At 34.7% G+C, this 13,054-nt stretch carries 13 protein-coding genes; 12 read left to right on the top strand and 1 reads right to left on the bottom strand.

Annotation, left to right across the window (positions count from 1 at the left end):
• Nucleotides 1-30: 30 nt before the first annotated feature.
• The 11 genes from ACFQ0I_RS10805 (at nt 31) to hisIE (ending at nt 11,616) form a co-directional block, all read left to right on the top strand.
• Nucleotides 31-2,058: a VWA domain-containing protein gene (locus ACFQ0I_RS10805; protein ID WP_379942157.1), complete on the top strand. Its 2,028-nt coding sequence runs from the start codon at nt 31-33 to the stop codon at nt 2,056-2,058.
• 11 nt (nt 2,059-2,069) lie between these two features.
• Nucleotides 2,070-2,840, top strand: a complete 771-nt coding sequence (locus ACFQ0I_RS10800; protein ID WP_379942155.1) for an SDR family NAD(P)-dependent oxidoreductase — start codon at nt 2,070-2,072, stop codon at nt 2,838-2,840.
• Between the two features lie 91 nt (nt 2,841-2,931).
• A complete protein-coding gene (locus ACFQ0I_RS10795; RefSeq protein ID WP_379942154.1) occupies nt 2,932-3,747 on the top strand; it encodes a prohibitin family protein in 816 nt (271 codons plus the stop codon).
• 341 nt (nt 3,748-4,088) lie between these two features.
• A complete protein-coding gene (gene hisG, locus ACFQ0I_RS10790; protein WP_379942153.1) occupies nt 4,089-4,946 on the top strand; it encodes an ATP phosphoribosyltransferase in 858 nt (285 codons plus the stop codon).
• Between the two features lie 9 nt (nt 4,947-4,955).
• Nucleotides 4,956-6,239 carry a histidinol dehydrogenase gene (gene hisD / locus ACFQ0I_RS10785; RefSeq protein ID WP_379942151.1) on the top strand — a complete coding sequence of 428 codons (1,284 nt, stop codon included), beginning with the start codon at nt 4,956-4,958 and terminating at the stop codon, nt 6,237-6,239.
• A gap of 89 nt (nt 6,240-6,328) precedes the next feature.
• A complete protein-coding gene (gene hisC / locus ACFQ0I_RS10780) occupies nt 6,329-7,366 on the top strand; it encodes a histidinol-phosphate transaminase (RefSeq protein WP_379942150.1) in 1,038 nt (345 codons plus the stop codon).
• A 56-nt stretch (nt 7,367-7,422) separates the two neighbouring features.
• Nucleotides 7,423-8,556 carry a bifunctional histidinol-phosphatase/imidazoleglycerol-phosphate dehydratase HisB gene (gene hisB, locus ACFQ0I_RS10775; RefSeq protein WP_379942148.1) on the top strand — a complete coding sequence of 378 codons (1,134 nt, stop codon included), beginning with the start codon at nt 7,423-7,425 and terminating at the stop codon, nt 8,554-8,556.
• 85 nt (nt 8,557-8,641) lie between these two features.
• On the top strand, nt 8,642-9,223 hold the full coding sequence (gene hisH, locus ACFQ0I_RS10770; RefSeq protein ID WP_379942147.1) for an imidazole glycerol phosphate synthase subunit HisH: 582 nt from the start codon (nt 8,642-8,644) through the stop codon (nt 9,221-9,223).
• A 91-nt stretch (nt 9,224-9,314) separates the two neighbouring features.
• On the top strand, nt 9,315-10,049 hold the full coding sequence (gene hisA / locus ACFQ0I_RS10765; protein ID WP_379942146.1) for a 1-(5-phosphoribosyl)-5-[(5-phosphoribosylamino)methylideneamino]imidazole-4-carboxamide isomerase: 735 nt from the start codon (nt 9,315-9,317) through the stop codon (nt 10,047-10,049).
• A gap of 90 nt (nt 10,050-10,139) precedes the next feature.
• Entirely contained in the window at nt 10,140-10,895 is a 756-nt protein-coding gene (gene hisF / locus ACFQ0I_RS10760) for an imidazole glycerol phosphate synthase subunit HisF (protein ID WP_379942144.1), read from the top strand.
• A 127-nt stretch (nt 10,896-11,022) separates the two neighbouring features.
• Nucleotides 11,023-11,616, top strand: a complete 594-nt coding sequence (gene hisIE / locus ACFQ0I_RS10755; protein WP_379943037.1) for a bifunctional phosphoribosyl-AMP cyclohydrolase/phosphoribosyl-ATP diphosphatase HisIE — start codon at nt 11,023-11,025, stop codon at nt 11,614-11,616.
• A 136-nt stretch (nt 11,617-11,752) separates the two neighbouring features.
• On the opposite strand, the gene ACFQ0I_RS10750 is transcribed toward hisIE, so the two are convergent.
• On the bottom strand, nt 11,753-12,169 hold the full coding sequence (locus ACFQ0I_RS10750) for a hypothetical protein (RefSeq protein WP_379942142.1): 417 nt from the start codon (nt 12,167-12,169) through the stop codon (nt 11,753-11,755).
• Between the two features lie 96 nt (nt 12,170-12,265).
• On the opposite strand from ACFQ0I_RS10750, the gene ACFQ0I_RS10745 reads away from it, so the two are divergent.
• On the top strand, nt 12,266-13,042 hold the full coding sequence (locus ACFQ0I_RS10745) for a tRNA pseudouridine synthase A (protein ID WP_379942140.1): 777 nt from the start codon (nt 12,266-12,268) through the stop codon (nt 13,040-13,042).
• Nucleotides 13,043-13,054: the final 12 nt, after the last annotated feature.

Genomic DNA, 13,054 nt, shown 5'->3' with positions numbered 1-13,054 from the left:
AATATCAGTATCAAAATCATAAATTTTTCAATGAGTTCTATAACTCTACTTTACATTATTTTAGCAGGAATATTAGCGTTAGCAATAGCGCTTTTCCAATATTATAAAAACGAAAAAAGCATGTCTGTTTTAAACATGCTTTTTTTGTTTTTAAGGTTTATTAGTCTGTTTTCAATTTTATTATTACTAATTAATCCTAAGTTTCAGCAAGTTAAACTCTCTATTGAAAAACCTAATTTGGTAATTGCCGTAGATAACTCTAATTCGATGGAGCATCTTGGTCAATCAAAAAAAGTTAGCAATTTGGTTGAAAATTTGTACAATAATCAAGATTTAAAAGAAAAATTCAACCTTCAGTTTTATAGCTTCGGTGCTCAATTAAAGCCTTTAGATCAACTAACATTTGATGAAAATCAAACGAATATAAATGCCTCTTTTAATCAATTATCACAGGTATACAAGCAAACCATAGCGCCAACCATTGTAATAACCGATGGTAATCAAACCTATGGCAGCGATTATGCGCATAGTCATTATAAGCAACCCATTTATCCCGTTATTTGTGGCGATACTATTAATTATGTCGATTTAAAAATAGAGCAGCTAAATGTTAACAAGTACGCGTATTTAAAAAATAAGTTTCCAGTTGAAGCTATTTTAATTTACAATGGCGATGCCAGTATAACATCCAAATTTGTTGTTACCAATGGCAGTGCCGTTGTTTATAATGAAACCGTAAATTTTAGCAAAGCCAATAATTCTAAAACTTTGCACTTTAGCTTGCCTGCAAACAGTGTGGGTGTCCATGTGTATAAGGCAACATTAGAGCCCTTAAAAAGTGAAATAAACACCATTAATAATTCTAAAAATTTTGCTGTTGAAGTAATTGATCAAAAGACAAAAATAGCACTTGTATCAGAGGTTATTCACCCCGATTTAGGTGCGTTTAAAAAGAGTATTGAAAGCAATGAACAACGCTTTGTCTCCATACTAACTGTAAATGATGCTATTAGTCAAATTAATGATTTTCAATTGTTTATACTGTATCAGCCGAACTATAAGTTTAATAAACTGTATGAAGCGTTAAATGCTGAAAACAAAAATAGATTTGTAGTTGTTGGAACAAAAACCGATTTAAATTTTATCAATAAAATCAATCCAGGTTATACATATGAAATAACCAATCAAACGGAATCATATCAGGCTGCCTTCAATAGAAATTACACGCCGTTTTTAATCGACGACCTTGATTTTGAATCGTTTCCTCCTCTAAATACACATTATGGAATGGCTAACTTTTCGGTGCCATTTGAAACTATGCTAACAAAAACTGTAAATGGCATATCGAAGAATAGCCCCTTATTAGCAACCTTTGAAACGGGAAGTAGAAGAGAAGCCGTATTGTTTGGAGAAAATATTTGGCAATGGCGTTCACAGAGTTATTTAAATTCGAAATCGTTTCAAGGTTTTGATGATTTTATTGGAAAACTTGTACAGTATTTAGGAACGAACAAATTAAAAAGCAGGCTAAATGTAGAGTATCAATCGTTTTATTATGGCAATAGTAATGTGATTATCAGCGCTGAGTTTTTTGATAAAAATTATATATTCGACGGACGTGAATCGCTCAAAATTACTGTTAAAGATACTAAAACAGCTTTCTCCAAAACATTTCCTCTCATATTAAATACAACGAATTATCAGGTAGATTTAAGTAGTTTGCCACCTGCTGAGTACAATTTTACTGTAAGTGCTACCAATGAAAAAATCACGTCTTCAGGTCATTTTAAATTATTGGAGTACAATGTAGAACAACAATTTTTAAATGCCGATGTGTTAAAACTGCAGCAGTTAGCAGCGAATACCAGTGGAAAAACTTATTTTGTAGATCATACAGAAAAATTGGTAAACGATTTATTGCAAGATGATAGGTTTGCAACCATACAAAAAAGCCATAAAAATAGTTTACCTTTGATAGATTGGAAATACCTACTCATTATAATCGCTGTAAGCTTATCAGTAGAGTGGTTTTTAAGAAAATATAACGGATTAATTTGAGAATGTCTTAAATGAAAAATGTAATAAAAACAGCTATTGTAACAGGTTCATCATCTGGCGTGGGAGCTGCTTCCTGCATTGAATTTGCTAAAAGAGGTTGGAATGTGGTTGTAAACTATTCTAAGAACGAGAGTCAAGCTTATGAGGTTGCTGATAGATGTAAAAGTTTTGGGGTAGAAGCCTTAGTTTGTCAAGCCAATGTGGCCGATGAAGCAGATTGTAAAAAAATGGTAGAAATGGCGATTCAGACTTTAGGAAGAATTGATGCATTAGTTAACAACGCAGGAACTACCAGGTTTTGTGATTACAATAATTTAAACGGACTTAACAAAAAAGATTTTCAAGACCTTTATGAAGTGAATGTTATTGGAGCCTATCAAATGGTTAAGCACGCAGCGCCTTATTTAAAAAAAGTAAATGGCGCTATTGTTAATATTTCCTCCATTAGTGCTATTTCTGGCGTTGGAAGTTCTATTGCTTATGCTGCGTCGAAGGGAGCTTTATCTACCATGACACTCTCGCTTGCGCATGCACTGGCACCAGAGATTAGGGTAAATGGTGTTTGCCCTGGATTTATTCAAACGCGATGGACTAAAGGTTTTTTAGGCGAAAGATATGAGTCTGTAAAACAAAACGTAGAAAAGGCTTCGCTTATAAACAAAACCTCATTGCCCGAAGATATTGCGAAAGGGATTATTTATTTAGCAGTAGATGCAGTAACCACCTCAGGACAACTACTAACTATTGATGCGGGGCAGTTGGTAAACCAAGGAAAAATGTAAAAGTATAAAGATAAATTTTAATAGCTGAGCGATTCTCAGTAGAGTGGTTTTTAAGAATATATAACGGATTAATTTAAATAAACAATAAACAATGGAAAGATTACCAAAAATAGCATTACCAGTCATTATTGGGGCTATAATTTTAATAGTAATATTAGCAAAATCTGCTATCACAATAGGATCTGGAGAAGCAGGAGTGTTGTACAAAACTTTTGATAACGGTGTAGTAACCAATGAACCGCCTTTAGGGGAAGGATTTCATATTGTGGCACCATGGAACAAGGTGATTGTGTATGAAGTGCGTCAGCAAGAATTATTCGAAAAAATGAAAGTGCTATCTTCAAACGGATTAGAAATTCAAATCGATGGTTCTGCATGGTACCAACCAGTTTACAACGATTTGGGTAAGTTACATCAAACTTTGGGCGAAAACTATTTACAACGTGTTATTCAACCAGCAATACGCAGTGCAGCAAGAAGTGTTGTAGGACGTTATACGCCAGAGCAATTATATTCTAGTAAGCGTGATGCGATTCAAGATGAAATATTTTTAGAAACTAAAAAAATTCTAGCGAATCAGTATATACAACTTAATGAATTTTTGGTGCGCGATGTTACCTTGCCTGGAACTATTAAAGATGCGATTGAGCGTAAACTGAAACAGGAACAAGAATCGTTAGAGTACGAATTTAGATTGGTAACGGCTGCAAAAGAAGCTGAAAAAGTAATTATAGAAGCTGAAGGTAAAGCAGAATCTAACAGAATTTTAAGTGCTTCTTTAACCGATAAAATTTTACAGGATAAAGGTATTGATGCTACTATAAAATTAGCAGAATCGCCAAATAGCAAAGTAATCGTTATTGGATCTAGCGATAGTGGGCTGCCTATAATTTTAGGAAATCAATAGGAAAAGGAACTAAATAATTCAGAAATTTTAAAGATATTTTGAATTTTAGTTAATTATTTTTACCTAAAAATATATAATATCTAATACTTACAAGAATTGTTATTTTTATTTGGAATAATCCACTATTATTTATGATATTTGCGAAAGTAAAAACAAAAAAATGAACTTTATTCAATCACATCATCATCATTTTCAAATTTGCTCTCAAGCGAAGTGAAGATGTATTGAATAAAATCAACATATTTTTTAAACCCGTTTGAGACAATCAAGCGGGTTTTATTTTTCCCGTGAAAACGGGAATCTTTTTATCCCGAAAACGGATAACATTTAAATAATTAAAAATGAGTATATTAAGAATTGCAGTGCAAAAATCGGGTCGTTTACACGACGAATCCATGGAATTACTAAAAGATATAGGAATTTCTATTGATAACGGAATAGATCAATTAAAAGCATCAGCGCGAGATTTTCCTGTTGAAGTGTTCTATCTAAGAAATGGCGATATTCCACAATATTTAAAAGATGGGGTAGTAGATGCTGCCATCATTGGTGAAAACGTATTGATTGAAAAAGGAATAGGCATCAAAATCGCTGAAAAATTAGGATTTTCGTCATGTCGCGTATGTGTGGCAGTTCCAAAAACAATGAATTACAATAGTATTGCCGATTTAGAAGGGAAACGTATTGCAACCTCATACCCGAATACTGTTCAAAATTATTTAGACAAAAATGGAATCAATGCCAACCTTCATATTATTAATGGTTCGGTAGAAATAGCACCAAACATTGGGTTAGCCGATGCGATTGTGGATATTGTTTCTAGTGGTAGTACCTTGTTTAAAAATAATTTAAAGGAAGTTGAAATGATTCTAAAATCGGAAGCAGTCTTAGCAGTGTCTCCAATTTTAGATGCTGATAAACAGGCTATTTTAGATAAAATTCAATTCAGAATTAAATCGGTTTTAAAAGGAAGAAATTCTAAATACGTTTTGCTTAACGCACCAAATGATAAAGTTCAAGACATTATTAGCGTGTTGCCAGGTATGAAAAGTCCAACCGTTTTGCCATTAGCAGAAGAAGGTTGGAGCTCTATTCACTCCGTAATTAGTAAAAACCAGTTTTGGGATGTGATAGACGACTTAAAAGCGCGAGGTGCTCAAGGTATTTTAGTATGTCCAATCGAGAAAATGGTTATTTAAAAACGAGTTATGCAAATAATAAATAATCCGGATAAAAGTGACTGGTCTCAAATACTAAAAAGACCAACGCAAACGGTAGATGATATTGAGGCTACCGTGAATCAAATTTTTGATGAAGTACGTCAAAAAGGCGATGCCGCAATTACGAAATACACCTCTTATTTTGATGGCATTACACTTCAATCGAACGTTGTAACCACCGAAGAAATTCAGGAAGCCGTTAAAAAAGTACCAGAAAAACTTCAGAAGGCTATAAGCTTAGCAAAACAAAATATAGAAGTCTTTCACGCGGCACAAAAAACTGCTAAAATAGCGGTAGAAACCAGCAATGGCGTACAATGTTGGCAAGAAAAGCGACCAATCGAAAAAGTGGGTTTATATATACCAGGAGGCACAGCGCCGTTATTTTCTACGGTATTAATGCTGGCAGTACCGGCGCAAATCGCGGGTTGTAAAGAAATTGTATTATGTTCTCCACCCAATAAAGAAGGTGCCTTAGCTCCAGAAATTTTGTTCGCAGCGCATTTATGTGGCGTTACTAAAATTATAAAAGTTGGTGGTATTCAAGCGGTGGCAGGTTTAACGTTTGGCACCAAAACGATTCCACAGGTTTATAAAATTTTCGGACCAGGTAATCAGTTTGTAACCGTTGCAAAGCAATTAGCTACCAAACATGGTGTGGCTATAGATATGCCTGCAGGACCGAGTGAATTGTTAGTGGTAGCCGATGAAACGGCAAACGCGTCGTACATTGCTTCCGATTTGTTAAGTCAGGCAGAACACGGAACCGATAGTCAGGTTATTTTGGTGTCAACTTCCAAAGAGTTAACGCAATTAGTTTCAGAAGAAATTGAAAAGCAAATGAACGTACTTCCGCGTAAAGCGATTGCTGAAAAAGCCATCGCAAATTCAAAGCTTATTTATGTGGAAACAGAAGCGTTGGCTTTGCAGTTAATAAACCAATATGGTCCGGAGCATTTTATAATCTGTTCAAAAAATGAAGATTTCTATGTTGATGGTATTGCCAATGCTGGTTCGGTATTTATAGGCGATTATACGCCGGAAAGTGCAGGCGATTATGCCTCGGGAACCAATCATACCTTGCCAACCAATGGTTTTAGTAAAGCCTATTCTGGCGTTAATTTAGATAGCTTTTTAAAAAGTATGACCTTTCAGAAAATATCGAAAGAAGGACTTTTAAATATTGGCGAAACGATCGAATTAATGGCAGAAGCCGAAGGATTACAGGCGCATAAAAATGCGGTTTCAATTCGATTAAAGGATTTAAAATAGCTGGTTGTTATACTGAATCTGTTTCAGTATCACAAAAAACGAATAAAAAATAATGAGATGCTGAAACAAGTTCAGCATGACAAACACAAATGAACATACAAGATTTAATACGTCCAACCATAAAAGCGTTAAAACCCTACTCATCTGCACGCGATGAATTTCAAGGGGTTACCGACGATATGGTGTTTTTAGATGCCAATGAAAATCCGTTTGATAATGGCGTAAACAGATATCCAGATCCGCAACAAGGAAAATTAAAAGCACTGCTTTCTGAAATTAAAGACATTCCAACCAAAAACATCCTGTTAGGCAATGGAAGCGATGAAGTATTAGACCTGATTTACAGAGCTTTTTGCGAGCCCAATCAGGACAACGTCATTATTTTACCACCAACCTACGGCATGTATGAAGTATTGGCGAATTTAAACGCCATTAGCTTGAAGAAAATCAATTTAACAGCAGATTTTCAACCCAAGGTAGAAGCTGTTTTAGCACAAGCAGATAGTAAAACCAAGTTGCTTTTTATTTGCTCGCCAAATAATCCATCTGGTAATAGTTTTAGTCAGGACGCCATAGAAAGGCTGGTTGCTAATTTCAAAGGTATTGTTGTTATAGATGAAGCGTATATCGATTTTTCGAACGAACCGAGTTGGATTAATAGATTGCCAGAATTTCCAAATTTAATAGTTACGCAAACCCTTTCAAAGGCATTCGCCATGGCGGGAATTCGTTTAGGGATTTGTTATGCGTCGACAGAGATTATTCAGGTGCTAAACACCATCAAACCACCGTATAATATTAATGAACTAACGCAGAAAAAAGCGGTCGAGTTGCTGAGCATTAAAGATTTAACATCAAATCAAATCACCGAGATATTAAAAGAACGCAGTCTATTAATTTCAGAATTGAAATCTGTAAGTTATATATCAAAAATATACCCATCGGATGCAAATTTTGTATTGGTTAAAGTGGATGACGCTAACAAACGCTATAATCAACTGATTGAAAAAGGTATTGTCATTAGAAATAGAACCACGCAACCTGGGTGTGAAAACACCTTGCGTTTAACGGTTGGGACTTCCGAAGAAAATAGAATTTTAATTGGAGTTTTACACGATTTAAGTTAGAATAAAAGCATAGTATAAATTAAATAGATTCCTGCTTTCGCAGGAATGACACAATCATGAAAAAAGTATTATTCATAGACCGTGACGGTACATTAATCAAAGAACCTGCAGATGAGCAGGTCGATTCTTTTGAAAAATTGATATTTTACCCAAAGGTTTTTCAGTTTTTAGGTAAAATTTGTAAAGAGCTGGATTATGAAATCGTGATGGTAACGAACCAAGACGGTTTGGGAACGCCCGATAATCCTGCCGAAAAATTTTGGCCAATTCACAATTTTGTCCTCAATACGTTTAAAAATGAAGGTATTGAATTCAAAGAGGTTTATATCGATGAAACTTATGCAAAAGATAATGCACCAACACGAAAACCGAATACTGGATTGTTAACTAAATTTTTCTCTAACGATTACGATTTAGAAAATTCGTTTGTAATTGGCGACAGACTTACAGATGTTGAGCTAGCCAAAAATCTAGGAGCAAAAGGTATTTTTATTAATGATGAAACCCATTTAGGCACCAATGAAATCACGGTAAAGCGCGAAGAATTAGATTCTTATATCGCACTTGAAAGTAACGATTGGGAAGCAATCTATAATTTTTTAAAGCTTGAAGATAGGGTTCAGGAAATCACACGTAACACCAACGAAACTCAAATTTACATCAAGTTAAATTTAGATGGTTCTGGAAAAAATGATATCAATACCGGCCTGTCGTTTTTCGATCATATGCTCGATCAAATTGGTCGACATGGTGCCATGGATTTAACCATAAAAGTAGATGGCGATTTAGAAGTTGATGAGCATCATACTATTGAAGATACCATGATCGCTTTGGGTGAGCTATTCCATAAAGCCTTAGGTAACAAATTGGGTATAGAACGCTATGGCTTTTGTTTGCCAATGGACGATTGCTTAGCGCAAGTCGCAGTTGATTTTGGAGGCAGAAATTGGTTAGAATGGGACGCCGAATTTAAACGCGAAAAAATAGGGGATATGCCTACCGAAATGTTTTTCCATTTATTTAAGTCGTTTACCGATGGCGCAAAATGTAATTTAAACATCAAAGCCGAAGGTATTAACGAACACCATAAAATTGAAGGTATTTTTAAAGCTTTTGCAAAAGCTATGAAGATGGCGGTTAAAAGGGATGCAAACAACATGTTTTTGCCATCCACAAAAGGAGTATTGTAAAGTACAATATTAAATATTAGAAGTTAAAGTTTTGAAATGATAATCAACTTTCAACTTCTAATATCTAACTTTTAATATTAAAGAATTGAAATTAGTTATAATAAATTACGGCGCAGGAAATATTAAAAGCATACAATTCGCATTCAAACGTTTGGGAGTCGATGCTGTTTTATCGAATAATCCGGAAGAAATTCTTGCTGCCGATAAAATTATTTTTCCGGGGGTAGGCGAAGCGAGTTCCGCGATGCAAATGCTTAAAGAAAGTGGACTCGATGTGCTGATACCGCAGTTAAAACAACCTGTGTTGGGAATTTGTTTAGGTATGCAACTATTGTGTAATTATACTGAAGAAGGCAATACCAAAGGATTAGGAATTTTTAATACCCATGTAAAACGTTTTACAAATGAAGTTAAAGTTCCGCAAATGGGATGGAATGTTATAAAAGAATTGAAATCGGATTTATTTAAAGGTCTTAAAGAAAACGAGTATATGTATTTGGTACATAGTTATTATGCCGAACATTGCGCAGAAACCATTGCCACGACCGATTATGGCATCAATTACGCTTCAGCATTGCAACATAATAATTTTTATGGGGTTCAGTTTCATCCAGAAAAGAGTAGTTTAGCAGGAGAGAAGATTTTGAAGAATTTTTTAGAATTGTAGATTGATTATATTAGTCGCCTCGAGCGCAGTCGAGAGGTTACTCTAAAAACAAATGTTTAATTAAAAGATTTCTGCTTTCGCAGAAAATGTTATGAGAATAATACCAGCCATAGATATCATAGACGGTAAATGCGTACGTTTAACCAAGGGAGATTATGAAACTAAAAAAGTTTATAACGAAAACCCTTTAGAAGTAGCAAAGATGTTTGAAGCATCGGGAATCGAATATTTACATTTAGTGGATTTGGATGGTGCCAAAGCGCAACATATAGTAAATTATAAAGTACTGGAGCAAATCTCGTCCAAAACAAATTTGAAGATTGATTTTGGTGGCGGATTAAAAACGAATGAAGATTTACATATTGCCTTTAATTCTGGAGCAAAACAAATTACAGGTGGAAGTATCGCTGTAAAAGACCCCAACACGTTCGAAGGGTGGATTTCTAAATATGGCAGTGCTAAAATTATCTTAGGAGCCGACAGCGATCATGGGAAAATTGCTATTAGTGGTTGGATGGAACAAAGTAAAGAGGATGTCATTCCTTTTATAAAAGCCTATCAAAAAAAGAGCATTCAATATGTTATTTGTACCGATATTTCTAAAGATGGGATGCTTGAAGGTCCTTCGGTGGATTTATACCGACAAATCATTTCAGAATGCAGTAACAGTAGTGGTGGGCAATCCATTAAACTAATTGCTTCTGGAGGTATTTCTTGTATTGAAGAAATTCCAGTTTTAAAAGAATTGGGTTGTGAAGGTGTTATTATAGGTAAGGCTATCTACGAAAATAGAATCACACTCAAGCAATTAGAAAAATATGTGTAGAATTAAAAGTACCACATTAAATATTAGAAGTAAAAAGTCGGTTATGAAGTCAACTTTTAACTTTTAACATCTAACTTTTAACTTTAAAAAATGTTAACAAAACGAATTATTCCTTGCTTAGATATAAAAGACGGACGTACAGTAAAAGGCGTTAATTTTGTCGATTTACGCGATGCTGGCGATCCGGTAGAACTTGCAAAACAATATGCCGATTACGGAGCAGATGAATTAGTATTTCTAGATATTTCTGCAACGTTAGAAGCCCGTGCGACAACTTTAGATATGGTGTTACACGTGGCAGAACAAGTCAATATCCCTTTTACGGTTGGCGGCGGAATCTCGTCGGTCGAGCATGTCGATGCCCTTTTAAAATGTGGTGCCGATAAAGTCTCTATTAATTCTTCTGCGGTAAAAAGACCCGAATTGGTGAATGAATTAGCCGATAAATTTGGAAGTCAATGTGTTGTGGTTGCCATTGATGCCAAAGAAATTGACGGCGCGTGGAAAGTACATTTAGCAGGTGGTAGTATTCCAACAGAGATTGATTTATTTGAATGGGCAAAAGAAGTGGAACAGCGTGGTGCTGGTGAAATTTTGTTTACTTCAATGAATCACGATGGAACAAAAAATGGATTTGCAAACGAAGCTTTAGCGAAATTATCAGATATGTTAAACATCCCCATTATAGCCTCGGGAGGTGCTGGCAATGTGCAACATTTTGTTGATACTTTTAAAGAAGGAAAAGCCGATGCTGCCTTGGCTGCTAGCGTATTTCATTATGGAGAAATCCCGATTCCTTTTTTGAAAAAAGAATTAAAAAAACATAATGTAGAAGTGCGATTATAACGTCACTACGAGGAAGCGTGACGAAGTAATCTCTTAAAAATAATAAGATTGCCACAGCAAATTAGCATTTGCTTCGCAATGACAAAACTTAAAATAGATGCCTGCCTTCGCAGGAATGATAAAAATTATGATTATTAAATACGACGCAAACGGACTTGTTCCAGCCATCATTCAGGATGCCACAACAAAAAATGTGTTGATGTTGGGCTATATGAATGAAGAAGCTTATCAAAAAACAATCGAATTAAATCAAGTAACATTTTTTAGTCGCAGCAAACAACGTCTTTGGACCAAAGGTGAAGAAAGCGGTAACTTTTTAAATGTTGTGTCCATTAAAAATGATTGCGATAACGATAGCTTGCTTATTCAAGTAAATCCAGCTGGACCAACCTGCCATAAAGGTACTGATACTTGTTGGGCAGAAACTAATAATTCGAATTTTGGCTTTTTCTCAACTTTAGAGGACGTAATTGCAGAACGAGTCGCTAATAAAGATACCAACAAATCGTATGTAGCGAGTTTGTTTTCAAAAGGCATCAATAAAATAGCCCAAAAAGTAGGGGAGGAAGCGGTTGAAACCGTAATTGAAGCTATGGATAATAATGATGAATTATTTCTTTATGAATCGGCAGATTTATTGTTTCATTATCTAATGTTGTTACAAGCTAAAGGCTTCACATTAAAGGATATTGAAGCAGAATTAAAAGGAAGGCATAAATAAAATAGCTATTTGTCAGGTCGAGCGGCGTCGAGACCTATTTTGAATCTTAATCATTCGAAGTTCTCGACTGCGCTCGATCGGATAAAGTAAAAAATAATTATTTTTCTAAGCTTTTTATATTTATCGATTAGCGATACTAAGAAATCCAGCCTTTGGACATAGATTTTTTTGAAAACCACACCAATATCAATGCAAAAGCAATAATACTAAAGGTCATTCCCATGTTGTCGGCATATCCTTCGCTTAGAATGTATCCCATTTGAACAATTACCGCTATTAAAGATAAAAGTAATAAGGAATGCGCCCATTTTTTTCTTAGAAATAAGCCAATGGAGCCTAAAAACCCCGAAAAAACGGCTATTGCAAAAGCGGCGGTTAACCATGTTGGGAAATTCGAAATTATTTCAAATTGCTCATCGGTGATGCTACCACGCCAACTTTCTGTTTTATAAGCTTGTTGTAGGTATTGGTTAACACCCATCGCATTCCATAATACAGCGAATACGGTTACAACCCAAAACCAAAATGGGGGTTTTACTTTAGAAACTGTCATAATATTTAATTTTAGTTGGTTACTTAGCAATACAAGTTATAAAATTTTTGCCATAACTAATAAAAAACTTACTTTCCCCGAGCTTTAAAAAATATCATGAAAAAATATTTTTACGTTATCACTTTACAGTATTTAGGCTATCGCTTTCATGGGTGGCAAAAACAACCAACGGTTAAAACTTTGCATTTAATGGTTGATAGAACCCTGAATTTTATATTAGAAGGCAAACAATTTAAAAGTTTAAGTTCAGGTAGAACCGATGCCATGGTATCGGCCGAAAATGCGGCGATTGAACTATTTTTACAGGAACCTATTGAAGATGAAGTCGCTTTTTTAAAATTATTCAATCATAATTTACCTCAAGATATTCGCGCTTTAACAATTCGTGAAGTGGATGAAAAATTCAACATCATTAATCATTCTAAAATTAAAGAATACTTGTATTTATTCACTTATGGTGAAAAAGTACATCCATTTTGCGCACCAATCATGACAACCATTTTAGATGATTTGGATATAGATCTCATGAAGCAAGGCGCCAAACTTTTTGAAGGTGAACATTATTTTAAATCCTATTGTTTTAAACCAACAGATAACGGGCAGTATAACCGAGACATTATAACCTGCGAATTAGTAGAAAATACTATTTATACGGCTAATTATTTTCCTGAAAAGTCTTATGTTTTGAGAGTGAAGGGTAAAGGTTTTATGCGGAATCAAATTCGTTTAATGATGGGTGCTTTGTTAGATTTAGGAAAAGGAAATCTTAGTTTAGAAACCATTTCTAAAAGTTTAGAACAAGACTGCTTTATAAAGCTAGATTATATTGCGCCGGCGTCCGGATTAATTCTTAACAGTATTGAATTTGATTAGTAAGGTGAATTT

The organism is Mariniflexile aquimaris, from assembly GCF_042676825.1.
Taxonomy (GTDB): Bacteria; Bacteroidota; Bacteroidia; order Flavobacteriales; family Flavobacteriaceae; genus Mariniflexile; species Mariniflexile aquimaris.
The sequence above is the reverse complement of the archived record's forward strand: the minus strand, read 5'-3'. Positions and strand labels throughout refer to the sequence as shown.

Coding starts and splice junctions, on each gene's coding strand:
- hisD (WP_379942151.1), top strand. CDS start 4,956: ATGCAAATAATAAATAATCCGGATAAAAGTGACTGGTCTCAAATACTA.
- hisG (WP_379942153.1), top strand. CDS start 4,089: ATGAGTATATTAAGAATTGCAGTGCAAAAATCGGGTCGTTTACACGAC.
- ACFQ0I_RS10750 (WP_379942142.1), bottom strand. CDS start 12,169: ATGACAGTTTCTAAAGTAAAACCCCCATTTTGGTTTTGGGTTGTAACC.
- ACFQ0I_RS10745 (WP_379942140.1), top strand. CDS start 12,266: ATGAAAAAATATTTTTACGTTATCACTTTACAGTATTTAGGCTATCGC.
- ACFQ0I_RS10795 (WP_379942154.1), top strand. CDS start 2,932: ATGGAAAGATTACCAAAAATAGCATTACCAGTCATTATTGGGGCTATA.
- hisB (WP_379942148.1), top strand. CDS start 7,423: ATGAAAAAAGTATTATTCATAGACCGTGACGGTACATTAATCAAAGAA.
- hisA (WP_379942146.1), top strand. CDS start 9,315: ATGAGAATAATACCAGCCATAGATATCATAGACGGTAAATGCGTACGT.
- hisIE (WP_379943037.1), top strand. CDS start 11,023: ATGATTATTAAATACGACGCAAACGGACTTGTTCCAGCCATCATTCAG.
- hisF (WP_379942144.1), top strand. CDS start 10,140: ATGTTAACAAAACGAATTATTCCTTGCTTAGATATAAAAGACGGACGT.
- ACFQ0I_RS10800 (WP_379942155.1), top strand. CDS start 2,070: ATGAAAAATGTAATAAAAACAGCTATTGTAACAGGTTCATCATCTGGC.
- ACFQ0I_RS10805 (WP_379942157.1), top strand. CDS start 31: ATGAGTTCTATAACTCTACTTTACATTATTTTAGCAGGAATATTAGCG.
- hisC (WP_379942150.1), top strand. CDS start 6,329: ATGAACATACAAGATTTAATACGTCCAACCATAAAAGCGTTAAAACCC.